Source organism: Duganella qianjiadongensis, assembly GCF_009857915.1.
Classification (GTDB): Bacteria; Pseudomonadota; Gammaproteobacteria; order Burkholderiales; family Burkholderiaceae_D; genus Rugamonas; species Rugamonas qianjiadongensis.
In genome coordinates, this window is the sequence record NZ_WWCM01000005.1 from 236,776 (window position 1) to 260,863 (window position 24,088).

Below are 24,088 nucleotides of genomic sequence, written 5' to 3' on the forward strand. Positions count from 1 at the left end.
ATCAGACGTCGAGCGCGTCCAGCACGTAAGGCATGGGGTGGAATTCCAGCGCCGTCCCTTCGGCTGAGCCCAGCCGCACGGAAGCGGCTTCGATCGCGGCCAGCTTCATTTCCACCAGCGCGTCGATGCCGCCACGGCCGTTCGGCGCCGTGTTGACGATCATGCCGCAAGGCTGCTCGGGGTCTGCCGTGGCAAATACTTCGGCGCCGGCGACAGCGGCCGGATCCTGTATCGTCACCAGCGTGGTGCGGCGCTTGAGTTTGCCCAGATACTGGCTGCGTGCCACGATCTCCTGACCGGGATAGCAACCCTTCTTGAAGTTGACGCCGCCCAGCAGTTCGAAATTGACCATCTGCGGGACAAACTGTTCCTGTGTCGCTTTGCCGATCTGCGGCACGCCCGCGTGGATGGCGGACAGGTGCCATGCGGCGGCATCGCCCACCGTCAGACGCTCGGCCAGTTCCGGCAGGACGGTACGGGCCACATCCTTGCTCATCAGCCACTGGTAGCGCGCTGCGCCCAGAGCGTCGGCCAGACGGATTACCGTGCCCAGCGGATGGCTGATCTTGCTGTAAGGCCGCGCCGGCAGCGGTTCGAACCAGGTCTGCAGCACGGCTTCGGCCAGGCCGCCGCCCAGCCCGATGACGACTTCGTGCTCGGGCATTTCGCTTGCATCGCTGAGCTTGGTCTTGGCGCGCAGCACGAACATCGACAGGCGCTTCTGCACGGCGGCCTGGATTTCGCGCGGCAGTTGCAGCAGCAGGGTGCTACCGCTGCGCCACATGAGGAAGGACGCCAGCATGCGTCCCTTGGGCGAGCAGTAGCCGGCCAGTCGGGCTTCGTCGGCACCCAGATGTTCGACATCATTGGTCAGCTGGCCATGCAGGAAGTGGGCGGATTCCTCGCCGTCGAGGGCAATCAGACCCTGATCGAGTAGCGGCGCGACAAAGCCGGCGGCCAGCTGGGTGGTGTTCAGGGATTGCGCTTTGGGCGCTAATAATTCGTTCCAGATAGACATAATTTTTCGATTTAACGATTAAAGCATTATCATTACGGGCTCATTATAGTGATGTCGAGCAGATCGCGTCGGACACGGCGCAAAACATGACACTGGCGTTGCCAGCCAAGAACTGGCAAGCTGTGCGATTTAGTAGACAATAGACCCACAATCCCGTCCCGACCATGGCATTTGTTAAGAAAATAATCATATTGCTCTTTATGAGCGCGCTCGCCGGTGCAGGCTATTTTATGTACTGGTCGCAGCATCCCATCGTCGGGGATGAAGTCGAAGCGATAGAATTCTCCATTACTCCCGGTAGCGGTGCGCATGCTGCGGGGCAGCAGATCGCGGAAGCCGGTGCGCCGGTGCAGCCCTTGCTGTTCAACCTGCTGGCGCGGATCACCAGCAAGAGCAGCAAGCTCAAAGCCGGTACCTACGAACTCAAGCCCGGTACCACGCCGCTGGGATTGCTGGACCAGCTGGTGCGCGGCGAATTTGCCCAGGAACAGCTGACCATCATCGAAGGCTGGACCTTCCGCCAGATGCGCGCTGCCATCGCCGCCCATCAGGGCCTCAAGCACGACTCTATCGCCTTGTCCGACAAGGAGCTGCTGAGTGCCATCGGTTCGGAATACACCCAGGCGGAGGGCCTGTTCTTCCCCGATACCTATCTGTTTGCCAAAGGTTCGAGCGACCTGCATATCTACCGCCAGGCGCACGCCATGCTGCTGACCCGGCTCAACGATGCGTGGGCCCGGCGCGATCCGGCCTTGCCTTACAAGACGCCTTACGATGCGTTGATCATGGCTTCGATCGTGGAAAAGGAAACTGGCCAGAAGTCCGAACGCGGCATGATCGCCGGCGTGTTCGTCAACCGCCTTAAAATCGGCATGATGCTGCAGACCGATCCCACCGTGATCTACGGCATGGGCGCCCGCTACGACGGCAAGATCCGCAAATCGGATCTGGAAACGGACACGCCGTACAATACCTATACGCGCAACGGCCTGCCGCCTACGCCTATCGCTTTGCCGGGCGTGCAGTCGCTGGCAGCGGCGCTGGCGCCAGCTAAGACGGGCGCCCTGTATTTTGTTTCCAAGGGCAACGGCACCAGCCAGTTCTCCGATAATTTGACTGACCATAACCGGGCGGTCAACAAGTACCAAAGATAATCAATGACTCAACAACGCGGTAAATTCATCACTTTCGAAGGCATAGACGGTGCCGGAAAATCCACCCACATTGCCTTTGTCAGCGCCCATATCCAGCGCGCAGGTATAGCGCTGGTGAGCTCGCGTGAACCGGGCGGCACGCCACTGGGCGAAAAGCTGCGCGATCTGGTGCTGCACGAAAAAATGCATCTGGAAACCGAAGCGCTGCTGATGTTCGCCAGCCGGCGCGAGCATATTGCGCAGGTGATCGCGCCGGCACTGGAACGCGGCGCATGGGCGCTGTCCGACCGCTTCACCGATGCCAGCTTCGCCTATCAGGGCGGTGGCCGCGGCCTGGCCTTGAGCAAGCTCGATGCGCTCGAGCAGTGGGTGCATCCCGATCTGCAGCCGGACCTGACTTTCCTGTTCGATGTGCCGCTGGACGTGGCACGCGCGCGGCTCGATGCCACGCGCGATCTGGACAAGTTCGAGCAGGAAAAAGCGGATTTCTTTGCCGCTACCCGTAACGAGTACCTGCGCCGCGCGGCCCAGTTCCCGCAGCGTTTCCGTATCATCGATTCGACCCGCAGCATCGAAGCCATCCAGGCCGAACTGGCCAGCATACTTGATGCTTTGCTGGCTGCCTGAACGATGAGCGCGACCCTATACCCATGGCAGCAGGCCGCGTGGCAGCAGCTGCAGACGCTGCGCAGCCGCATGCCGCACGCTATCCTGTTCCACGGCGCTGCCGGTACCGGCAAGGCCGATTTCATCGAGCGCTTTGCCCAGAGTCTGCTGTGCGAGGCGGTGCTGGCGGACGGCCATGCCTGCGGCCATTGCGCGTCCTGCGGCTGGTTCCTGCAGGCGAATCACCCCGACTACCGGCGCATCCGGCCGGAAGCGCTGGAGGACGAACTGCCAGCCGACGGCGAGGACGGCGAGGGGGAAACCAAAAAGACCGCCAAGTCCAGCAAGACGCCATCGCGCGAGATCAAGATCGAGCAGATCCGTAATCTGGCCGACTTCATGAATATTTCCACCCACCGTCAGGGCTTGCGTGTGGTGGTGCTGTATCCGGCCGAAGCGCTCAATCTGCCTGCCTCGAATGCCTTGCTGAAGACGCTGGAAGAACCGCCACCGGGAACCGTGTTCCTGCTGTCGAGTAATAGTCTGGACCGCTTGCTACCTACTATTTTGTCGCGCTGCCGCAAGTTCGCGCTGCCCATGCCCAGCCATGCGGAGGCGCTGGCCTGGCTCAAGGCGCAGGGTGTGCCTGATGCCGATAGTTGGTTGCGCGAGCAGGGCGGTGCGCCACTGACGGCGCTGGCCCAGGCGGAAGGCGGCAACCGGGAGGAACTGGAAATACTGCTGCAGATGCTGGCCCGGCCCAGTGTGGAAAATGCGCTGCGGGTGGCGGACAAGCTACAGAAATTGCCACTTAGTACGCAGGTTTCCTGTTTGCAGCGCTGGCTTTATGATGTGTTTTCCTACAAACTGGCGGGAAATATCCGTTACTATCCGCGCTACCAGAAGGAACTGGCGCAACTGGCCGAGAAGATCCATGTGAGCCGGCTGCTGGCAGCGATCAAACGGGCTAACGAACGGCGCGCGGTGGCTGATCATCCCTTGTCGCCCAAGCTGTTCCTTGAGGATATGTTGCTCGATTATGCGGCTTGCTGCGCCTGAGGAAACCACCATGTCCACCGTCAACCCCATCACCCAGACTGCTGCGCCGCTGGCGCGGCCTACGGTGCTGTCGCTGGCGATCAAGGAAAAGGCTGCCCTGTATGCGGCCTACATGCCGTTTCTGAAGAACGGCGGCATGTTCGTGCCTACCCAGAAGCCCTACAAGATAGGCGACGAAATCTATCTGATCTTGTCGCTGATGGACGATCCGAATAAATACCCGATCGCCGGCAAAGTCGCATGGATTACCCCTGCTGGCGCCAATAACAACCGCGCCCAAGGGATAGGCGTGCATTTCCCCGACGACGAAAGCGGCCAGCGGGCCCGTCTGCGGATTGAAGAATTTCTCGGTGCGGCGCTACGTTCGGCCCGCGCTACCCACACCATCTGACTTTCCATGACTACTGCATTCCGCCACCGCATCGCCACGCTGGACGATTTACCCACTATCGTTGCCATTTACAACAGCACCGTCGCTTCGCGCGAAGTGACGGCCGATACCGAGCCGGTTGCGGTCGAATCGCGTCTGCCGTGGTTCCACGAGCACACGCCGGAGAAGCGCCCGCTGTGGATCATCGAACGGGCCGACGATACGGCCGTTCAGCCGGAGATATTGGGCTGGATGTCGTATTCGAATTTCTATGGCCGACCGGCCTATTCGGGCACGTCCGAGATTTCGATCTACATCGTCGAGGCCTGGCGCGGCAAAGGCGTGGGCGGCTACTGCATTGCTCAGGCGATTGCCCATGCGCCCGCTATCAAGGTGCACACCTTGCTGGGCTTTATCTTCGGCCATAACCAGCCCAGCCTCGGATTGTTCGCCAAGTTCGGCTTTGCTAGCTGGGCCCATTTGCCCAAGGTGGCCAATCTGGACGGCGTCGAGCGCGACCTGATCATTCTGGGCAAGCGCGTGGCCTGAGGTGGCGGCAGGCAGCTTGGGGTACAATCGCGCCATGTTTATCGATTCCCACTGCCACATCAATTTTCCCGAGCTGGCCGCTCGCATGCCCGAAGTGCTGGCCCAGATGGCCCACAACAAAGTCACCCACGCGCTGTGCGTGTCGGTGGATTTGCCGGATTTTCCGCAAGTGCTGGCGCTGGCCCATCAGTACCCGCATATCTACGCTTCGGTGGGCGTGCATCCCGATTACGAGGATACGCCCGAACCTAGCGTGGAACAGCTGGTGCAACTGGCTGACGATCCCAAGATTATTGCCATCGGCGAGACGGGGCTGGACTATTTCCGCCTGCAAGGCGATCTGGAGTGGCAGCGCGAGCGTTTCCGCACCCACATCCGCGCTTCGCGCCAGTGCCGCAAGCCGCTGATCATCCATACCCGCAGCGCCAGCGAGGATACCCTGCGCATCATGCGCGAAGAGGGGGCCGGTACCGATGCCGGCGGTGTGGCCGGCGTGATGCACTGCTTTACCGAATCGCTGGAAGTGGCGCGGGCCGCTATCGAGATGGGCTTCTATATTTCCTTCTCGGGGATAGTGACCTTCAAGAGCGCCAAGGAATTGCAGGCCGTGGCGCTGGAATTGCCGCTCGAGCGCATACTGATAGAAACCGATGCACCGTATCTGGCGCCGGTACCTTATCGGGGCAAGATGAACGAACCGGGATTTGTAGCCCACGTGGGCGAATATATCGCCAGGCTGAAGGGCGTATCGGTCGAACAGGTAGCCGAGCAGACCACGGCTAACTTCTTCCGCCTGTTCCAGCCACAGTCCTGACTAGCCGGAGCGAAACCATGTCCAGCCCTTATCGCCGCCTGACTATCGCTGCGCTGTTGGTCAGCGCTGCTGCCATGCTGTCGCCCGCTGTAGTGCAGGCGGAGACCGATGATGAAGTGGATCTGCTGCGTGCGGCCCAGCTCGACAATGTTTCCGGCGTGAGCGCGGCGCTGGCACGCGGCGCCAATCCCAATGCGCGCGACGGCAGCGGCGAGACGGCCCTGATCGTCGCCATGCGCAACGAGGCCTATCGTGTCGCCAGCTTGCTGATGAAACAGCCGCGCATCGATCTGGAAGCGCGTGCGCCGAATGGCAATACGGCGCTGATGATGGCTGCCTTCCGCGGCAATAAGCCAGCCGTAGTGGAAATGCTGGCCCATGGCGCCAGGGTGGAGCAGCCGGGCTGGACAGCTTTGCATTACGCGGTCGCTGCAGGCAGTATCGAAGTCGCTGAGCTGCTACTGGAACGTAAGGCCCATATCGATGCCGAAGCGCCATCGGGCATGACGCCGCTGATGCTGGCGGCCCGCGAGGGACAGGAAAAAGCCGTGTTATTCCTGCTGGAGCGGGGCGCCGATCCGCTGCGCAAGGATGGCGGATTTCATTACAATGCCGCCGAGTTTGCCGCAAAGGCAGAGAAACCCTGGATCGCCAAGGCCATTAATGACTTTATCGCACGCAAGGCGCAGCCCTGAGCGCGGCGATCCCGCGCAGCGTCATTCTCCTATGAGTTGAATTGAGCGGCAAACAGGCTTTAATTCGGAGCATTGCTTCAGGGAATCGTTAAGCATAATGCTTATACGTCCAGCAACCAGAGACTGGACGGTATTCTTGAGGATAACCATGCTGAACGAACGCGAGATTGAAAGCTGCTATCTGGGGCAATTCATTCCAGTCCACTACCATCACAACATGCTGATGGACCAGAACCGTATGTGTAGTTTCAAGGCGGCGATCGACTACGCTGTCAAACCGGGCGCCAAGGTGCTGGAGCTTGGCGGTGGAACGGGCGTGCTGTCATGGTTCGCAGCGGACAAGGCCGACAAGGTCTATTGCGTCGAATTCAATCCCGACATGGTGCAGGAAGCGCGCCGTATGCTGGCCCTCAATCCCAAGGGCGAGAAAGTGGAAGTGATCCATGCCGATGCGTTCGAGTATCTGCCGCCCGAGCCGGTAGATGTGGTGATCTGTGAAATGATTCACGTCGGCATGCTGCGCGAGAAGCAGGTGGAAGTGATCGAATCGTTCAAGCGGCGCTACACCGAGCGTTTCGGCGGTCCGCTGCCGGTGTTTCTGCCGGAGGCTGTGATCATGGCGGTGCAGCCCTTGCAGCAGGAGTTCGACTTCGAAGGCTATTACGCGCCCATCGTGCAGTTTCAGGAAACTGGCGTCAGCTATTCCGGCACCATAGAGCTGGCCCAGCCCGCCGTCTACAGCATTATCGATTTCACCCAGCCGAATGAACTCAGCTACGCATGGCAAGGCAAGTTCGTCATCGAGCGTGACGGCGTGATCAATGCGCTGCGCTTCGTCACCAAGAACATTCTCGCCGTGGTGCCGGAGCGTAACAGCACCATAGACTGGCTCAACCACTACATGGTGCTGCCGCTGGAACTGCCGGTCACGGCGCGCGAGGGCGATGTGCTGCAGGTCAGCTTCCAGTATCGTGCTGGCGGCAGCATTCCTTCGCTACAGACCACCTTGCAGGCCAGCCTGCTGTACCAGGCAGCGTTGCAGCCGGCCAGTTACGGCGCGGTCTACGCATAAAGTCCTAGGCGCTGATCGTCAGAACGCGTATATTCCGCCTTTTTAGCGAAGGAATATCATGCAGGAAATCGATCAGCGCTACCTCGTGCAGCAGAACCGGATAGTCGACGGCGCGGCCAAACCGCCCGTATTTGCCAAGGTCATGCGCAGCAAGGAAGGTGTGTTTGAAGGCGTATCGTTCATCAAGTCCAAGGACAAGGCGTCCGTACTGACCATCGAGCAGGCCCAGCAAGCCATAGACTGGGCGAACCGCAAGAAGCCCAACGCCAGCGAATACCAGACCAAGATTATCTGCCTCGGCCAGTGAGCCGGCGCCGGGCCACCATTCATGCCTGATTTGCTACCGTTGATCCGCGCTATCTGCAGTTGGTCGCATGCCAATTGCAGCGGAACGGGGGCATGCCTAAAGTGTCAGCATTGACAATATTTATCCTGTTCGGGAGCGCATGATGCTGGGATTTCTGCTGTGGCTGGTCTTGCTGTTTCTCTGTTGGCCGCTGGCTTTGCTGGCGCTGCTGGCCTATCCGCTGTGCTGGCTGATCCTGCTGCCATTCCGCCTGATAGGCATAGGCGTGGAAGGCGTGTTCGAGCTGCTGCGTGCCATCGTGCTGCTGCCGGCGCGCGTATTGCGCGGTTCTTCCCGCTAGAAATCCACCAGAAAACCGGCGCCCAGCGACTTCTGCGTATAGTTGTAGTCGATCAGACTCTGGCCGTAGCCGCTGAACGCCTGCACATAGCCTTTCAGATTGGCACGCACGGGGAAGGCCCAGCCTAGCTGCAGGGCGCCATTCTGCTTCTTGAAATTGCGCCGTGCCAGCACTGACCATTCGTGTCCGTCCACCCGATAGCTGGCCTGCAGGTCGCCATGACCGAGATAGTCGGCGATATCGAAATTGTCGTTGTTGGAGCGGGCATTATCGAGCCGTTTCCACAGGCGGAAGGTCAGGCCGAAGCGTTCTTTTTCCGCCCCCAGCTCCAGGTAGACCCGGTTCCAGCTGCGCGACAGCGTGGAAGTCTGTCCGTTCGACTGGTGCACGGCGCCCAGCGTCAGATAGCGCAGATCGATCACGCCAAGCGACAGGTTGAATGGCGCCGTCGCCATCAGTTCCGGTTGGTAGTTGGTTTCGCGGAAGGGGCTGGACGCAGCGCGATTGTAAGCCTGCCAGAAACTTTCCTGTGTGTAGGCAAACCATAGATCCACCGGGGTTTGCGCTACCTGTTCCATCAGTTTCATTTTGAAACTGAGCTGGTACATCAGCTCGGTATGCTGGGATTGGATGCCTGCCGGCGTAAAATTTTCAAATGGTGCATCATTGGAGCTGGTGCTGTAGTTGGCCAGCAGAATATAGGTATCGCGGTGCGGGCGGAAATTGAACACGCCGCGCTTGCTGGCGCTATCAAGCTCCCACAGCTGGGTCATGCGCGAAATGCCGGGCGAGGACGGTACGGTAGCAAGTTTTGCCAGTTGCGGCGGCAAGGTAGGCGCCACTGGCGGTGCGGGCGGCTGGGTAGGATCGGCCGGCAGGGCAGCCACTGCGCTGCCTACCGGTACGACTGGCGCTTTGCTCAGACCGTCGTAGCAGGCCAGTCGCGCACTGGCATCACCCAGCAGCGCGCAGCGTTCCAGCCGCTGTTCCAGATCGCTGCTGGCGCTGGCCGGACCGGCAGCACCAAGTAACAGCAGGGGCAGTGCGATGACTTTCATGGAGAACTCCGCATAACGATGGTTTATTGTACAGAAAACAGTTCCCACCGCTAAGCAAGCCTGTTGGCCGCACCCTTGAATTTGGCGCGAACTGCCGCACCTGTGCCTCCCTGATTTGAAATTGCTGAACAAGGAGCAGATGATGACCCGCAAAACCCCCATCGAGCGCTATCGCAACATAGGCATCAGCGCCCACATAGACGCCGGTAAAACTACCACGACCGAGCGTATCCTGTTCTATACCGGTGTGAATCACAAGATCGGTGAAGTGCACAACGGCGCCGCCACCATGGACTGGATGGAGCAGGAGCAGGAACGCGGGATCACCATTACGTCGGCAGCGACCACAGCCTTCTGGAAAGGCATGGCCGGCAATTTCCCCGAGCATCGCATCAACATCATCGATACGCCCGGCCACGTCGACTTTACCATCGAGGTGGAGCGTTCCATGCGCGTGCTGGACGGCGCCGTGATGGTGTATGACGCTGTCGGCGGCGTGCAGCCGCAGTCGGAAACCGTGTGGCGCCAGGCGAATAAATACGCCGTGCCCCGCATTGCCTTCATCAACAAGATGGACCGCGTCGGCGCCGATTTCTTCCGCGTGCGCGAGCAGATCGCCAGCCGCCTCAAAGGGGTGGCTGTGCCTATCCAGATTCCGTTGGGCGCGGAAGACGACTTCCATGGCGTGATCGATCTGGTCAAGATGCAGGCCATCCACTGGGACGACGCGAGTCTGGGCGTAAAGTTCAGCTATCAGGCCATACCGGCAGAACTGCAGGCGCAGGCGCAGGAATGGCATGAGCGTATGGTGGAAGCGGCCGCGGAGGGCGATCCTGTGCTGCTGGAGAAATACCTTGAAGGCACGCCGCTGAGCGAGGCCGAGATCAAGGCGGGCCTGCGCGCGCGCACCATCCGCAATGAAATCGTGCCCATGCTGGCCGGTAGCGCCTTCAAGAACCGCGGCGTGCAGGCCATGCTCGATGCAGTGGTGGAATATCTGCCTTCGCCGGCGGACGTGCCCGCCATTGCCGGCCATGACGAGGATGACCAGCCCGTCGAACGCCATCCTAGCGATGACGATCCCTTCGCCGCGCTGGCGTTCAAGATCATGACGGACCCGTTTGTGGGCCAGCTGACCTTCTTCCGTGTGTATTCGGGCGTGGTGAATTCGGGCGATATGGTCTATAACCCGACCAAGGGCCAGAAGGAACGTCTGGGCCGTATTCTGCAGATGCATGCCAACGAACGCAAGGAAATCAAGGAGGTGTACGCGGGTGATATTGCGGCGGCGGTGGGCCTGAAAGGCGTCACCACGGGCGATACCCTGAGTGCGCCGGACAAGGTGATCGTGCTGGAGAAGATGGTGTTTCCGGAGCCGGTGATTTCGCAGGCGGTGGAGCCCAAGACCAAGGCCGATCAGGAGAAGATGGGCATGGCCCTGAACCGGCTGGCGCAGGAAGATCCGTCGTTCCGTGTCCATACGGATGAAGAATCCGGCCAGACCATCATGTCCGGCATGGGCGAGCTGCATCTGGAGATACTGGTGGACCGCATGCGCCGCGAATTCGGCGTGGAAGCGGCCGTGGGCAAGCCGCAGGTGGCCTACCGCGAAACGATCCAGCGCACTGCCAGCGATGTGGAGGGCAAGTTCGTCAAGCAATCGGGCGGGCGTGGCCAGTACGGCCACGTGGTGCTGACGGTGGAGCCGCTAGAGGCGGGCAAGGGCTATGAATTTGTCGACGCCATCAAAGGCGGGGTGGTGCCGCGCGAGTTCATCCCGGCCGTCGATAAAGGCGTGCAGGAGACCTTGCGTACCGGCGTGCTGGCCGGCTATCCGGTGGTGGACGTGAAAGTGACGCTTACTTTCGGTTCCTACCATGACGTGGATTCCAACGAGAACGCCTTCCGCATGGCCGGTTCGATGGCGTTCAAGGATGCCATGCGGCGTGCCGATCCTGTGCTGCTGGAGCCGGTCATGCAGGTGGAAGTGGAAACGCCGGAAGAGTTCATGGGCAATGCCATGGGCGATCTGACGGCGCGGCGCGGCATGGTGCAGGGCATGGATGAAATTCCCGGTGGTGGCGGCAAGATCATCCGTGCGCTGGTGCCGCTGGCCGAGATGTTCGGCTATTCGACCAGCTTACGTTCGCTTACCCAGGGACGGGCCACCTACACCATGGAATTCAAGCATTATGCCGCCGTGCCCAAGCATCTGCTCGAGCAGGGCACTATTCGTAAAGCCTGAATTTGAGCTGGACTGAAATGGCGCCGTAGAGCCTGTCCTTATAGGTGGGCACTACGGCGACATTCACGCCGACCCGCTGGTATTCGAAGCTGGCGGTCGGTATGGCGGCGAGGAACCAGCCGCCTTGCCGCATTTTCGGATAGCCATTGAAACCGCCCGCAACGGCGCCCAGGCGTACCGGCCCGATCTGCCATGGCTGGTAGTACACGCCCGCATAGTTGGAATAGCTGCGGTCGCTATTGTAGAAGCGTCCCGCCGTCACCGACGCGACGCTGGAAAAACGGTATTCGAGCCCCAGCCCCGGATTGCTGTCGTTGAGGTTCTTGTTACGCTGGAAGTGGTAGGAGTAGAAGCCGCCGTTGACCCAGAGTTCATTCATGGGGCTCGCTTCGATAGTCTCGAAACTCTGGGCTTGCGCACTGTGCGCTGCCAAGATCAGACAAGTGGCCGTGATCAGACTGCTTTTCATTGTGATCCTGTCAGTCGGGAAAAGTGAGCCATTATAGCCAGCCGCACAGCGGCTCCGGCAGAATTCTTCACGCCTGTGAAACTAGCGGTCACAGCGCCATTACATCTGTAACAAGTGCTAACCAGAAAGCCTGTTTTCCTTTGTCAGATTTGCCATATAATCGCCCCGAATTCACTCACCGGGACTGTTATGAAAGCTCTGTTACGCCTCCGCCCTCTGATACTGGCCCTGCCGTTTCTGCTGGCAGGCTGCGCCGGCACGATGCAGCGCATTGCCGACTGCAAGGTCGGCGACTGGAATGCCATCGGCCATAAGGATGGGATCGCCGGTGAGCCAGCCAATTTCGCCGAGCGCAAGGAATTCTGCGACGACCATGCCGACAGCAAGCAGGCTACGGTAGGTGCCGACGGTCAGTATGCCGCAGGCTGGAACCAGGGTAACTGGGATCTGTGGTCAGGCTGGGGCCAGCAGGATGGCGTTAAAGGATTGCTGGCCACCCAGTTCGAGCAGCATGTCGGCAGTGCCGAAGTGCGCAAGCATGGCACGCCACTGAACCGTCCGGCCTATGACGATGGCTGGACCATGGGTAACTCCAGCTACTGGCATGCCATAGGCCGCACTGCCGGTACTGAGGGGCAGCCTATGAGTGCCCCGCTGGAAGCCGCGCGCAGCCGTGCCGCAGCTATGCAGATGCGCTTCGACGAAGCCGCATTCAGCAATGGCTGGCAGGCGGGTAACCGCACTTACTGGCAGGATGCTGGGTATAACGATGCCCATAACGGCGTGCCGGACAGCGAGCTGCAGAACCGTGCTGCCCGTGCCCGCAGTGCTGGCGTGCAGGTACAGGAGGATGCCTACCGGGCCGCATGGAATGGCGAGCTGATTAATTACTGGCGCAATCTGGGGACAGAAGATGCCGTCAATGGCCGCGAATTCACCCTGCGCAGCAAGGAAGCGCGCGCCAGGGGGCTGAAAGTGCTGGAAACCGAATACCGGCTGGCGTGGGAAAACCGCCTGACCGATTACTGGCGTCAGGCGGGTGCCGATGATGGCTATGGCAAACCCTTCCTGCTGGAGGATAGGATTGCTAACGCCAACCGCAACAAGGTATTCGTGCTGCCGTCTACCCGTTCGGTCTACACGGCGGCATGGCAGGAACAGAATGCCCGCTACTGCCAGCCGGAAGTGGCATTCGAGCGTGGCCGTGCCAACCGCGGGATGGCCGTCGAAGTCTGCCGCCCCGAGCAACGTGACCAGCTCAAGCATGCTTACGTGAGCGGGCAGGATTACGAGGCTGCCGCAGCGCGCTATCGTCAGGCAGCCAATGATCTGGATGAGTACAACGGCCGTGTCCACGATGGCTATCAGCGCCTGAACCGGCTGGAGCGCGAGATGCGCAATGCCAGCGAAGCCAAGGACCGTGTCGTCAACGAGGAAAGCAAGAAGCAGGATGCTCGGCGCGAGCAGGAGCGCCACGAATTGCTGGACCAGATACGCCGCAACGAGCGCCGCCGTGACGACGCGCGTATGTGGGCAGAGCAGTATCAGCGCGACATGGAAAGCCTGCGCCGGAATATCTACTGAGCGAGGAAGGCGCCGCTAGAGGTGACAAAGGCGGCAAACGCCCCGACGTTCAGGCTGCCAAAGCCGCTGGTGTAGTCCCAGCCTTTGGCGGCGCTATAGCCGCCGTTGCTGCCGCTGGTGACATCGTGGAACAGGCCTGTCTGGGCCACGCCGTATTTGTACAGGGCGGGGGCAGGGAAGGCCAGCCGATTATTATTGGCGGACTGGATGCGGGCCCAGAAGCCGGCGAAGATGGGGGCGGACAGACTGGTGCCGCCATACTGGAGTTTGGCACCTTTGACTACGGTAATGGCACCGCTGCTGGGGTCGCCCGCGAAGGCGAGATCAGGCACGCCGCGCCGTGTCGAGGTGCCAAGTACTTTCGCACTCAGCTGCCAGCTGGGTGCCGGTTCGATCAGGCTGGCGCCGCCGCCAGTGCCGCCGTTGCTGGCGCAGGTACTGGCGGTGCTGCATGCCCAGACGGTCTCGCTGGCCCAGGCACCTGTGCTGCTGGTGCTGAGCGAGGTGCCGCCGACTGCGATGACGTAGGGCGACGATGCCGGATAGCTCTGCGCGCTGCTGCTACCGCCGCAGGTGTACGATCCGGCATCGCCGGACGCAACAACGAAAGTCTGTCCCTGCGCTATGCCGGCGAGGAAAATCTGGTCATCGGCTGCAGCGGTGCCGCTGGCACGCGCATTGGTTTCGCATTCACCGATCGAAATACTGATGACTTTCGCCACGTTGGCGCTCACCGCTGCATTGATGGCTGCCGTGAGATCCGATTCCACCATCGAGGCGGCGTTGTAGAACACCATGGATTTGACGGCACCACCAGCTGCCCCCAGCGCATTCTGGCTATCGATATTCCATTCCGCCGTGTTATCGCTTGTGCTGCTGACATTGCTGACGCGGCGCGCGTTGACCACGCTCACTGCCGGCCGGGCATAACCGGCGCTGGTGGCGAAGGTATTCAGGTCAGTCAGGGTCTGGCTCACGCCGCCGGCGGTGATAATGCCTATGCTGGTTTTCGCTGCAGTGGGCAAGGCGCTGGCGTTGTAGATGTCGGGCCAGGCCGTCGGGCTATGCCCCACTTTGCCGGCCGTGGCATAGGCGGTGCTGACGTTGAGCGCCTGTATCTGCGCCGTGTGTGCCGTGTGCACCGTTTGCAGGCCATGCACACTGAGTACGATATTGGCCAGTGCTGCAGGCACCACGGGGGCGTTAGTGTTGGCGTAGGCTTGCCGTTCGCCCCGGCTGTAGCGGGCCATGCGCACGTTGAAGGCTTTGCCGGCAGTGGCCGCTGTGCCTTCTGCCGTGACCAGCAGACGGTTCTCGCTTACTTCGATATTGACGTAGCCGCTCTGGCGCAAGTGCTGAACCACCGCTTCGACGTCCGCACTGCTGGGCGCGTACTGGGCCAGAAACTGCTCGCTACTCAGGGCGGAACCACTTGTGCCCGACATCAAGTTTGCCGCAAAGGTCTCCAGTTGCGCGCGATTACGTAATTGCAGGGAGACGGCCACCGGCACCGTATCGCCGGAACGCAATTCTGCCCCTGCCGTGTACTCGCTGGTATCGGGCGTCTGGGTGCGGATGGCGCGCCAGTTTTGGCGGTTATCCGCATAAACACTGCTGCTGATGGCAAGCGCCAGTGTCGCGGCGAACAGGGTAAGGGCAGGTTGGGATGGGCGCAGCATGGCGTACTCCTCAAGATAACGGTAAAAGTTTATCTCAGGAAATGCTTATTGCGTGAAAATTTACGTACATTTACCGCTAGTTTGACGCTAAGATGCCCACAGTTAGTTGCAATATTCTTATATCTTGCTAGCATTGCCACGTAAATAGTGACGGAGAAATAATGAATTCACCCAGTGTGCCGCACCCTTATTATGAAATTCTGATTGCCGCTGCCCGCAAGTCCGGTCCTGCCACCGTGGCCGTGGCTCATGCCTGTGACCGGCATGCACTGGAAGCTGCGCTCGATGCTGCCAGCATGGGCTTGATCAGTCCGATTCTGGTGGGGCCAGAGGCGCGCATCCGTCAGGCGGCGCAGGAGGCCGGGCTCGATATTTCGGCGCTGCCTATGGTCGACACCGAACATAGCCACGATTCGGCCATGCGGGCGGTGGAGCTGATACGTGAAGGCAAGGCCAGCGTGCTGATGAAAGGCAGCCTGCACACGGATGAACTGATGGGTGCCGTGGTGGCCAGCGAGACGGGGCTGCGCACTAACCGCCGCCTCAGCCACTGTTTCGTCATGGATGTGCCGGGCCGTAGCGAACCGTTGATCATCACGGATGCAGCGGTCAATATCACGCCGACGCTGGCAGATAAAGTCGATATCATCCAGAACGCGATCGATCTGGCCCATGTGCTCAAGTTCGATCCCGTCAAGGTGGCGATACTGGCGGCGGTGGAAACCGTGAGCGCACGTATGCCATCGACCATCGATGCAGCGGCCCTGTGCAAAATGGCGGACCGCGGCCAGATTACCGGCGCTATTCTCGATGGCCCGCTGGCCATGGACAACGCCATCGATCCCGAAGCGGCGCAGATCAAACATCTGGTTTCGCCGGTTGCCGGACAGGCCAACATCCTGCTGGCGCCGGATCTGGAAGCTGGCAATATGCTGGCCAAGAGCCTGACCTTCATGGCGGGTGCGGCAGCAGCGGGCATCGTGCTGGGGGCACGCGTGCCCATCATTCTGACCAGCCGGGCAGATTCGGTGACGGCCCGTCTGGCCTCCTGCGCGGTGGCCGTGCTGATGGCGCGCAGTGCACTGGCCACTGGCCGCGTGATGGGAGGCTGAGCCTATGCGCCCGAATGAAAGTATCGTGGTGATCAACGCCGGCTCGTCGAGCATCAAGTTTTCGCTCTACAGCGGCGCGCAACTGGAACTGACTTTCCGCGGCAAGATAGAAAATCTGTATAGCGGCATTACCCATTTTGCTGCCGTAGATGCGCAGGAAAACAGCATAGGCGAACGTCATTGGGCCGAGGCGCCGCTCGATCACGAAGCGGCCATGCGCTTTCTGTTCGAGTTTGCCGACAGCCATCTGGACGGCCATCAGGTGGTGGCGGTGGGCCATCGCATCGTACATGGCGGCGTACATTACAGTGGCCCAAGGCGGCTCGATGGCGCGGTGCTGGCCCAGCTGGAAAAGCTGATACCGCTGGCGCCGCTGCATCTGCCGCACAATCTGGCGCCGGTGCGCGCCATGATGGCGCTGGCGCCCGAGCTGCCACAGGTGGGCTGTTTCGATACCGCCTTCCACGTGGGCCAGCCTGCCGCAGCACAGTCGTTTGCGCTGCCGCAGCGTATCACCGGGCAGGGCGTGCGGCGTTACGGCTTCCATGGCCTGTCGTATGAATATATTGCGCTCAGCCTGCCCACGGTCGATGCCACGCTGGCGCAGGCCCGCGTGGTCGCTGCGCACCTCGGCAATGGCGCCAGCATGTGCGCTATCCATGCCGGCCGCAGCGTGGCCAGTACCATGGGCTTTACCGCAGTGGACGGACTGCCTATGGGCACGCGCTGCGGCGCGCTGGATCCCGGTGTGGTGCTGTATCTAATCGACGAACTGGGCATGAGTGTGGCCGCCGTGCAGAAAATGCTGTACCAGGAATCGGGCCTGCTAGGCGTTTCCGGCATAGCCTCGGATATGCGCACGCTGGAACAGAGCAGTGATCCGCGCGCGCGGCAGGCAATCGATCTGATGGTCTACCGTATAGGCCGCGAACTGGGTTCCCTGAGCGCAGCACTGGGCGGGCTCGATGCGCTGGTATTTTCCGGCGGCATAGGCGAAAACAGCGCCAGCCTGCGCGCGGCGGTGTGCGCGCAAGCCGCGTGGCTGGGCGTGCAGCTCGATGCCAGCGCCAACGCAGCGTCCGGACACGGCATACGCCGCATCAGCGCGGACAGCAGCCGTGTGGCCGTGTGGGTAGTGCCTGCCAACGAAGAACTGATGATAGCCCAACATACGCAAGACTTACTGGAGCCGCTATGACTACACAAACTGTTTATCCTATTTTGACAGGCAAACGCGCGCTGGTAGTGGGCGTGGCCAATGAACATTCGATCGCCTGGGGCTGCGCGCTGGCATTCCGCAAGCTGGGCGCGGAAGTGGTGCTGACCTATCAGAACGACAAGGCCAAACCCCATGTCGAACCGCTGGCCCAGTCTATCGATGCGCAGTTGCTGCCGCTCGATGTGACCCAGCCAGAGCAGATGGAAGCGCTGTTTGCCACGCTGGCCCAGCAGGGCAAGCTCGATATACTGGTGCATTCGATCGCATTCGCTCCCAAGGCGGACCTGCAGGGCGGCCTGATAGACTCTTCGCTAGCCGGTTTTCTGACGGCCATGGATATCTCCTGCCACTCCTTCCTGCGCATGGCAAAGCTGGCTGCGCCGCTGATGGAGCAGGGCGGTGCCATGTTCGCCATGAGTTACCATGGTGCGGAGAAGGTTGTGCCCAACTACAATCTGATGGGGCCGGTCAAGGCGGCGCTCGAATCGGCCTGCCGCTATCTGGCGTATGAACTGGGGCCGAAAGGCATACGGGTGCACGCTATTTCGCCCGGCCCGCTGCAAACCCGCGCAGCATCTGGCCTGAAGGAATTCGACCGTCTGCTGAGCGATGCGCTGAACCGCGCGCCACTGGGCGAGCTGGTCGATATCGAAGATGTGGGCAATACCTGCGCCTATCTCGCTTCGCCGTTGGCCCGTCACCTGACGGGTAGTACGGTCTATATCGATGGCGGTCTGAACATCATCGCTTGACCTTGCTGTCGTGGGAAGGTGTAACATACCGGCCATGCGTCCCGTACTCCGCTTTCTGTTATGGCTGTTGATCGTCGCCCTGCCTCTGCAGGGCGGCGCTGCTTCCATGCTGCCGTGCGTGCAGCTGAGCCAGCCGGTGCAGCACAGTGCCCATTGCGCCCCCGAAGCTGGCCAGCAGAAGAAAGCGCCTGACCCGCATGCCCATGCCAAATGCAGCCACTGCACAGCCTGTGCCAGTGTGCTGGGCGCGCCGCTAGCGACGGACCTGCTGCTGACCACGCTGTCAGCGCCCGTTCCGCTAGCCGCTGATCCGGCCATGTGCGGCCACATTCCTGCCACGCTGGAACGGCCTCCCCAATCTGCCTGAAATTCTGCCGTAGTCGCGGGCTGTGCGCCCGTATCCCGACATTATTGAAGGAAATCCATGAATACAATGAGTTTGCCGCAGCGCGCGACAGACGGCGCTGCCGCACCGGCTCAGCGTAGTGCGCGTCGCCCACAGTCCACTGTCAGGTGGCGTGCTGCCGTGTTGCTGCCTTTTATATTGCTGACTGGCTGCGCTTCGCTATCGGCTGATAGCGGTTATGGCGAGGTAGCCGAATTGACCAGCAAGCGTCTGGGCCAGCCAGTGCAGTTCCAGCGTGTAGCCGACCAGACAGCCCAGATACAGGGGCTACTGGCCCAGCCTCTGACAGCCGATACGGCTGTGCAGCTGGCTTTGCTCAACAACAGCGGTCTGAAAGCCACGCTGGCCGAGCTAGGGATAGCCGAGGCCGAGCTGGTGCAGGCCGGGCGTTTGCGCAACCCGTCGTTCAGCTTTGGCCGCGTCAGCGGTGGTGGTGAGGCCGAGATCGACCGCAGCGTGATGTTCGATCTGGCCGGCTTGCTGACCATGCCGCAGCGCCGCCGCATGGAGCAGCACCGTTTCGAACAGACCCGATACAGCGTGGCCAGCCGTGCCTTGCAGCTGGCCAGCGATACCCGTATTGCCTACTTTACTGCGGTCGCTGCCATACAGTCGCAGGAGTTTGCCGAGCAGGTGGCACTTGCTGCCCAGGCTTCCGGCCAGCTGGCCGAGCGCATGGCCAAGGCAGGCAACTGGAGCCGGCTCGATCAGGCGCGGGAAACTGCATTCCAGCACGAAGCGACCAGCCAGCTGCTGCGCGCGCGCCACGAGGCGCTCGCCAGCCGCGAAGCGCTCCTGCGGCTGCTGGGAATGGGCAGCAACGATACCACGGTGCTGTTGCCGGCTCGTCTACCTGAGATGCCGCAGCAGGCGCTGGCCATGCGCGATGCCGAGGCGCAGGCCTTGGCTAGCCGTCTCGATGTGCTGGCGGCCCGCGCTGCCAGTGCTGCCAGTGCGCAGGCGCTGGGCCTGAGCCAGACCACCAGCTTCGTAAACGTGTTCGAGCTTGGCTATGCCGACAAGCGCAGCAGGGGCACTCCGCGCGAGAAAGGCTACGAAGTGTCGCTGGAATTGCCGCTGTTTGACTGGGGCACTGCCCGCAGAGCGGGTGCACAGGCCAGCTATATGCAGAGCGTGTACCATGCCGCCGATGTCGCGCTACAGGCCCGCTCGCAGGTGCGGGTGGCGTATTCCGCTTACCAGAGCCAGTACGAAATTGCGCGCAATTATCAGGACCATGTGGTGCCGCTACGCAAGCAGATCGCTGATGAAGTTCTGCTGCGCTACAACGGCATGCTGGCCAGCGTATTCGAACTGCTGTCTGATGCACGCGAGCAGCTTGCGGCCGTCAACGGTGCCATAAATTCCCAGCGCGACTTCTGGATCGCGGAAACCAGCTTACAGGCCGCTATTCATGGCGGTAGCAACGAGAACAGGAGCCAGCCATGATTACGCGGCGTGATTTTTTCAAGGGCGCGGGTGCCGCCGCCGTCAGTGCGACGGCAGTGAGCAAGGTGGCTGCAGCGAGCTTGCCGGAAGCGGTGCTGATGGGCAGTGCCGATACGCATGTTCCACCGGCGCCGTCCAACGGTCGCCACTTCAACCCCGTGGTAACGCTGAACGGCTGGTCGCTGCCGTGGCGTATGCGCGACGGGGTCAAGGAGTTCCATCTGGTGGCCGAACCGGTAGTGCGCGAAATGGCGCCCGGCATGAAGGCGCATCTGTGGGGTTACAACGGCCAGTCGCCTGGCCCAACCATCGAGGTAGTGGAAGGCGATCGCGTGCGCATCTTCGTTACCAACAGGCTGCCCGAGCATACCAGCGTGCACTGGCATGGTCTGCGTGTGCCGAACGGCATGGATGGCGTCACCGGCCTGACCCAGCCCGGCATCGCGCCGGGTAAAACCTATGTGTACGAATTTGTGGCCACGCGGCCCGGCCAGTTCATGTACCACCCCCACGCCGATGAAATGACCCAGATGGCCATGGGCATGATGGGCTTCTGGGTCACCCACCCGAAAGACTACCGCCAGCAGGCGGTAGACCGTGATTTCGTGTTCCTGCTGAGTGCCTTCGATATCGACCCGGGCAGCTACAAACCGAAGCCGAACACCATGCTCGATTTCAATCTGTGGACGTTTAATAGCCGTGTATTCCCCGGCATCGATACGCTACCCGTAAGGCAGGGCGACAAGGTGCGCATACGGGTAGGCAATCTGACCATGACTAACCACCCGCTGCACATGCATGGCCATGAATTTGTCGTGACCGGTACGGATGGCGGCTGGGTATCGCCGACGGCGCGCTGGCCTGAAGTGACCACCGATATCGGTGTGGGACAGATGCGTGCCATCGAATTCCACGCTACCGAACCGGGCGACTGGGCACTGCATTGTCATAAATCGCACCACACCATGAATGCCATGGGGCATAACGTGCCCAGCATGATAGGCGTCGATCATGACGGCATCGCCGAGAAGATCAACCGCATCGTGCCCGGTTACATGGCCATGGGTGACAAGGGCGGTTCCATGGGCGGCATGCAGATGCCCTTGCCAGAGAACACTTTGCCCATGATGACAGGCGAGGGACCCTTCGGCGGAGTGGAGATGGGGGGGATGTTCACCGTGCTCAAGGTGCGCAAGGAGCAGAAGCGGGGCGATTACAGCGATCCGGGCTGGTATCAGCATCCGCCGGGCACGCTGGCCTATGAATGGACGGGCGAATTGCCGGCAGCCACGCGTCAGTATGATGCTGGCCGCGCGGCTATGCCGGCACGCAAAGTGGAGGAAATAGAAGTCACTGTGCGTAAGCCGGCTGGACATGAGGGCCACAGCGGGCATTGACGGCGGATAGTGCGCCGCCAGTCCGCAGGGCTAGCGGCGCGTGTAGGTGCGCAGGATGCGGTCGTAAGTCCCATCCTTGCGCATGTCCTGCATCACTTTGTCGTATCGGGCGATGAGTGCCGCGTGGTCCCTCTGGCGCGAAAAGCCGAGGTAGGCCACCAGACCCAGATCAACCGAGGGTTTGAGTTCTTTTACGGCATTGCCATTGCCTGATACTTCAGCGGAATACTGCATGACCAGCCTAGGCCCAACTGCAATATCGAAGCGTTTTCCCACCAGTTTGGCCAGGTTCTGTGCCTGCGTAGCGGCTTCATCGGTTTTCCTAATCTGGCCTGTCAGCAGTGCCTGGGTAAAGTTGCTGCCATACACGGCCCCCCGTTCGACGCCGAAGGTGTACTGGCCCAGTTTGCCGATATCGCCTTCAAAACGTATGTCGGAATCCTGCCTGACGAAGAAGGAAATACGATCTTCGACCAGTTTTTCATGCGGATAGCTGATGTAGGCTAGCCGCTCCTCTTTGAACGCCAGCGGAAATACCGCGTCGGCACTGCCGCTGGACATCATGGTCTGGGCGCGCGTCATGGGCATGAAAACGATGCTGATGGGTACTTTCAGACGCAGGAAAGCTTCTTTCACGAGGTCCACGGCGATGCCACGGGCCAGGCCATGTTCTTCAAAGGAAAAAGGGGGCAGAGCGGCTGTGACCAGTTGCAAAGGTGCAGCCGCCTGCGCTGGCGGAAAGACGAGTAAAACGAGCGATAGCAGACGTAGCCCGGCGTTGCCGTAAAAGTTATTTAACAAAGCATGCAAATAGTTCATGCCCGCAAGTTTAGCGGAACATTAGCAAATTTCACGCACTCAATGCTTCTTTAGAGGCAGCAATCCACTTTTTTCTTCAAAAACAGTCACATAATTGTTGCAAGTTAATTTCAAGCGAGCAGTGCGGCAGGACGCATTCCGCCACCGGCACGCGGAGTGCGGCGTACCAGTCCATCGAGGCGGAATACCCCGACGGCTTCATTCAGGCTATGGACCTGTTCCTGCATGGCCTGCGCTGCGGCGGCGGCCTGTTCTACCAGCGCAGCGTTCTGCTGGGTAACGTCATCCATCTGGGTCACCGCTTCGGTAATCTGTTCTATGCCGGCGGACTGTTCATGGCTGGCCTGCATGATCTCGCCCATGATGTCGGTAACCCGCTTGACGCTGTCCACCACCTCGTTCATGGTGGCGCCCGCCTCTTCAACGAGCCGGTTGCCTGCCTGTACCTTGTCGACGGAGTCGCCTATCAGTTCCTTGATCTCTTTGGCGGCAGCGGCGCTGCGCTGGGCGAGTGTTCTGACCTCGCTTGCGACAACGGCAAACCCCCGGCCCTGTTCGCCTGCGCGTGCGGCTTCGACGGCGGCATTCAGCGCCAGAATATTGGTCTGGAAAGCGATGCTGTCGATGACGGAAATGATGTCGACAATTTTGCGTGCAGAGTTGTCGATGGCGGCCATGGTATTGACCACCTGCGCCACGACGGCACCGCCACGCCCAGCGACTGTCGAGGCGGATTCGGCCAGAACATTGGCCTCACGCGCACGATCAGAGTTCAGGCGCACGGTACCGGTCAGTTCTTCCATCGAGGACGCCGTTTCTTCGAGCGTCGTGGCTTGCCGCTCGGTGCGCGACGATAGATCGAGATTGCCGGAGGCGATCTGCCCCGCGGCGCTGGCGATGGTGGCGCTGCTGTTCTGAACCTGGCCGACGATGCGGCTCAGGCCGTCGCGCATGGACTGCATGGCGTAGAGCAGGCTGCTGTTATCGTCGCTGCGTGCATGAATAGCGACCTGCAGATTGCCCGCCGCAATTTCCGAGGCTATCGCGGCCGCCTGATCCGGCTCGCAGCCCAGCTGCCGGACGATGCTGCGGGTGATCATCCAGCCTGATACCAGACTGCACAGCAACGTCAGCCCGCCCAGCACCAGCATGCGCTGGCGCGCGCTGTCGTAGGCCGCTTCGGCATTGGCCACTGCTTCGGTATTCTGTTTCTGTTCCAGTGCCACCAGCTGGCGGATCAGTTCCCACCATTTTTTCTGGATAGGGCGGAATTCGTAGCGCAGCAGTTTGTAAGCGTCATCCTGTTGCTGATTCAAGGCCATTTCTTGCGCACGGGCAATGAAAGGGCGGGCTAGCTCGCCTTGCTTGCGTATGTTGTCGAGCAGCTGCTTTTCTTCCGGCGTGGTGTTAACTTCGGCGCTGAACATCTGGCTGAGCTTGTTCAGGTTGGCCGCATATTTGGCATCCTGATCCGTGATCCGTTTCACTTCGATCTGGATTTCCTTGGTTTCTTTTAGCAGTATCAGATTGCGCAATGCCAGTGCACGCTCTGTCACCGTCAGATCCAGCGTCTGGGCGAGCTGGGTTTCCACATCGTTGACCTTGGTAATTTCTTCCATGCGCTGCTGGATCTCGCGCATGCATGCCAGTCCTAGGACAATGACCATGCCCAGCAAGGCACAGACCAGACCGAAACCGAGGCTCAGCCGCTTGGCTATATTCATATTCCGCATCACTACCCCCTAAAAAAACTGCCATTGAGCGTTGGATATTAAGGTTGGGGTAGGGGAACAAATATCTCCATTCCTCACACTGGCGCAGAAGCAACACAAATTAATTTACTTGAATTATCGTCGGAGTGTGCTAGCAATCTGTCGTGGCCGTTAGTAGCGGTATGGCTGAATATGTGCTGGTT

At 60.6% G+C, this 24,088-nt stretch carries 24 protein-coding genes; 18 read left to right on the plus strand and 6 right to left on the minus strand.

Features of this window, described 5'->3' with window-relative positions:
* Nucleotide 1: 1 nt before the first annotated feature.
* On the minus strand, nucleotides 2-1,018 hold the full coding sequence (gene ygfZ / locus GTP27_RS09750; RefSeq protein ID WP_161038986.1) for a CAF17-like 4Fe-4S cluster assembly/insertion protein YgfZ: 1,017 nt from the start codon (nucleotides 1,016-1,018) through the stop codon (nucleotides 2-4).
* Nucleotides 1,019-1,182: 164 nt separating this feature from the next.
* On the opposite strand from ygfZ, the gene mltG reads away from it, so the two are divergent.
* The 10 genes from mltG (at nucleotide 1,183) to GTP27_RS09800 (ending at nucleotide 7,984) form a co-directional block, all read left to right on the plus strand.
* On the plus strand, nucleotides 1,183-2,172 hold the full coding sequence (mltG, locus tag GTP27_RS09755) for an endolytic transglycosylase MltG (protein WP_161038987.1): 990 nt from the start codon (nucleotides 1,183-1,185) through the stop codon (nucleotides 2,170-2,172).
* 3 nt (nucleotides 2,173-2,175) lie between these two features.
* Entirely contained in the window at nucleotides 2,176-2,799 is a 624-nt protein-coding gene (tmk, locus tag GTP27_RS09760) for a dTMP kinase (RefSeq protein ID WP_161038988.1), read from the plus strand.
* Nucleotides 2,800-2,802: 3 nt separating this feature from the next.
* Entirely contained in the window at nucleotides 2,803-3,837 is a 1,035-nt protein-coding gene (locus GTP27_RS09765) for a DNA polymerase III subunit delta' (protein ID WP_161038989.1), read from the plus strand.
* A gap of 10 nt (nucleotides 3,838-3,847) precedes the next feature.
* On the plus strand, nucleotides 3,848-4,228 hold the full coding sequence (locus tag GTP27_RS09770; RefSeq protein WP_161038990.1) for a PilZ domain-containing protein: 381 nt from the start codon (nucleotides 3,848-3,850) through the stop codon (nucleotides 4,226-4,228).
* 6 nt (nucleotides 4,229-4,234) lie between these two features.
* The gene (locus GTP27_RS09775) at nucleotides 4,235-4,756 is read left to right on the plus strand and encodes a GNAT family N-acetyltransferase (RefSeq protein ID WP_161038991.1); all 522 of its coding nucleotides are present in this window, start codon (nucleotides 4,235-4,237) and stop codon (nucleotides 4,754-4,756) included.
* Nucleotides 4,757-4,790: 34 nt separating this feature from the next.
* Complete coding sequence (locus tag GTP27_RS09780; RefSeq protein ID WP_161038992.1) at nucleotides 4,791-5,570, plus strand: TatD family hydrolase; 780 nt, start codon at nucleotides 4,791-4,793, stop codon at nucleotides 5,568-5,570.
* 17 nt (nucleotides 5,571-5,587) lie between these two features.
* On the plus strand, nucleotides 5,588-6,265 hold the full coding sequence (locus tag GTP27_RS09785; protein ID WP_161038993.1) for an ankyrin repeat domain-containing protein: 678 nt from the start codon (nucleotides 5,588-5,590) through the stop codon (nucleotides 6,263-6,265).
* A gap of 148 nt (nucleotides 6,266-6,413) precedes the next feature.
* Nucleotides 6,414-7,337, plus strand: a complete 924-nt coding sequence (locus tag GTP27_RS09790) for a class I SAM-dependent methyltransferase (RefSeq protein WP_161038994.1) — start codon at nucleotides 6,414-6,416, stop codon at nucleotides 7,335-7,337.
* Nucleotides 7,338-7,395: 58 nt separating this feature from the next.
* Nucleotides 7,396-7,644, plus strand: a complete 249-nt coding sequence (locus GTP27_RS09795) for a hypothetical protein (RefSeq protein WP_161038995.1) — start codon at nucleotides 7,396-7,398, stop codon at nucleotides 7,642-7,644.
* 142 nt (nucleotides 7,645-7,786) lie between these two features.
* Nucleotides 7,787-7,984, plus strand: a complete 198-nt coding sequence (locus GTP27_RS09800) for a hypothetical protein (RefSeq protein WP_161039065.1) — start codon at nucleotides 7,787-7,789, stop codon at nucleotides 7,982-7,984.
* On the opposite strand, the gene GTP27_RS09805 is transcribed toward GTP27_RS09800, so the two are convergent.
* Complete coding sequence (locus GTP27_RS09805) at nucleotides 7,981-9,042, minus strand: phospholipase A (protein ID WP_161038996.1); 1,062 nt, start codon at nucleotides 9,040-9,042, stop codon at nucleotides 7,981-7,983. The two genes, GTP27_RS09800 and GTP27_RS09805, sit on opposite strands and share 4 nt — an antisense overlap.
* 142 nt (nucleotides 9,043-9,184) lie before the next feature.
* Here GTP27_RS09805 and fusA point away from each other — a divergent pair, with 142 nt between their 5' ends.
* Nucleotides 9,185-11,287 carry an elongation factor G gene (fusA, locus tag GTP27_RS09810; protein WP_161038997.1) on the plus strand — a complete coding sequence of 701 codons (2,103 nt, stop codon included), beginning with the start codon at nucleotides 9,185-9,187 and terminating at the stop codon, nucleotides 11,285-11,287.
* On the opposite strand, the gene GTP27_RS09815 is transcribed toward fusA, so the two are convergent.
* A complete protein-coding gene (locus tag GTP27_RS09815; RefSeq protein ID WP_161038998.1) occupies nucleotides 11,271-11,756 on the minus strand; it encodes a hypothetical protein in 486 nt (161 codons plus the stop codon). The genes fusA and GTP27_RS09815 overlap by 17 nt on opposite strands.
* 189 nt (nucleotides 11,757-11,945) lie before the next feature.
* Here GTP27_RS09815 and GTP27_RS09820 point away from each other — a divergent pair, with 189 nt between their 5' ends.
* Nucleotides 11,946-13,340, plus strand: coding sequence for a DUF2799 domain-containing protein (locus GTP27_RS09820; RefSeq protein ID WP_161038999.1), 1,395 nt, complete (start codon nucleotides 11,946-11,948; stop codon nucleotides 13,338-13,340).
* Here GTP27_RS09820 and GTP27_RS09825 read toward each other — a convergent pair.
* Nucleotides 13,334-15,019, minus strand: a complete 1,686-nt coding sequence (locus GTP27_RS09825; protein ID WP_161039000.1) for a S53 family peptidase — start codon at nucleotides 15,017-15,019, stop codon at nucleotides 13,334-13,336. The two genes, GTP27_RS09820 and GTP27_RS09825, sit on opposite strands and share 7 nt — an antisense overlap.
* 161 nt (nucleotides 15,020-15,180) lie before the next feature.
* Here GTP27_RS09825 and GTP27_RS09830 point away from each other — a divergent pair, with 161 nt between their 5' ends.
* The 6 genes from GTP27_RS09830 to GTP27_RS09855 are packed head-to-tail and all read left to right on the plus strand — an operon-like array spanning nucleotide 15,181 to nucleotide 21,354.
* Nucleotides 15,181-16,131: a phosphate acetyltransferase gene (locus GTP27_RS09830; RefSeq protein WP_161039001.1), complete on the plus strand. Its 951-nt coding sequence runs from the start codon at nucleotides 15,181-15,183 to the stop codon at nucleotides 16,129-16,131.
* Between the two features lie 4 nt (nucleotides 16,132-16,135).
* Nucleotides 16,136-17,329: an acetate/propionate family kinase gene (locus GTP27_RS09835; protein WP_161039002.1), complete on the plus strand. Its 1,194-nt coding sequence runs from the start codon at nucleotides 16,136-16,138 to the stop codon at nucleotides 17,327-17,329.
* Complete coding sequence (fabI, locus tag GTP27_RS09840) at nucleotides 17,326-18,102, plus strand: enoyl-ACP reductase FabI (RefSeq protein ID WP_161039003.1); 777 nt, start codon at nucleotides 17,326-17,328, stop codon at nucleotides 18,100-18,102. Before GTP27_RS09835 ends, fabI begins: the two co-directional genes overlap by 4 nt.
* A gap of 34 nt (nucleotides 18,103-18,136) precedes the next feature.
* Nucleotides 18,137-18,469, plus strand: coding sequence for a hypothetical protein (locus GTP27_RS09845; protein WP_161039004.1), 333 nt, complete (start codon nucleotides 18,137-18,139; stop codon nucleotides 18,467-18,469).
* A 57-nt stretch (nucleotides 18,470-18,526) separates the two neighbouring features.
* Complete coding sequence (locus GTP27_RS09850) at nucleotides 18,527-19,957, plus strand: TolC family protein (RefSeq protein ID WP_229633599.1); 1,431 nt, start codon at nucleotides 18,527-18,529, stop codon at nucleotides 19,955-19,957.
* The gene (locus GTP27_RS09855; RefSeq protein ID WP_161039005.1) at nucleotides 19,954-21,354 is read left to right on the plus strand and encodes a multicopper oxidase family protein; all 1,401 of its coding nucleotides are present in this window, start codon (nucleotides 19,954-19,956) and stop codon (nucleotides 21,352-21,354) included. Before GTP27_RS09850 ends, GTP27_RS09855 begins: the two co-directional genes overlap by 4 nt.
* Before the next feature lie 30 nt (nucleotides 21,355-21,384).
* On the opposite strand, the gene GTP27_RS09860 is transcribed toward GTP27_RS09855, so the two are convergent.
* The gene (locus GTP27_RS09860) at nucleotides 21,385-22,173 is read right to left on the minus strand and encodes a substrate-binding periplasmic protein (RefSeq protein WP_161039006.1); all 789 of its coding nucleotides are present in this window, start codon (nucleotides 22,171-22,173) and stop codon (nucleotides 21,385-21,387) included.
* 110 nt (nucleotides 22,174-22,283) lie between these two features.
* On the minus strand, nucleotides 22,284-23,897 hold the full coding sequence (locus tag GTP27_RS09865; protein ID WP_161039007.1) for a methyl-accepting chemotaxis protein: 1,614 nt from the start codon (nucleotides 23,895-23,897) through the stop codon (nucleotides 22,284-22,286).
* Nucleotides 23,898-24,088 lie beyond the last annotated feature (191 nt).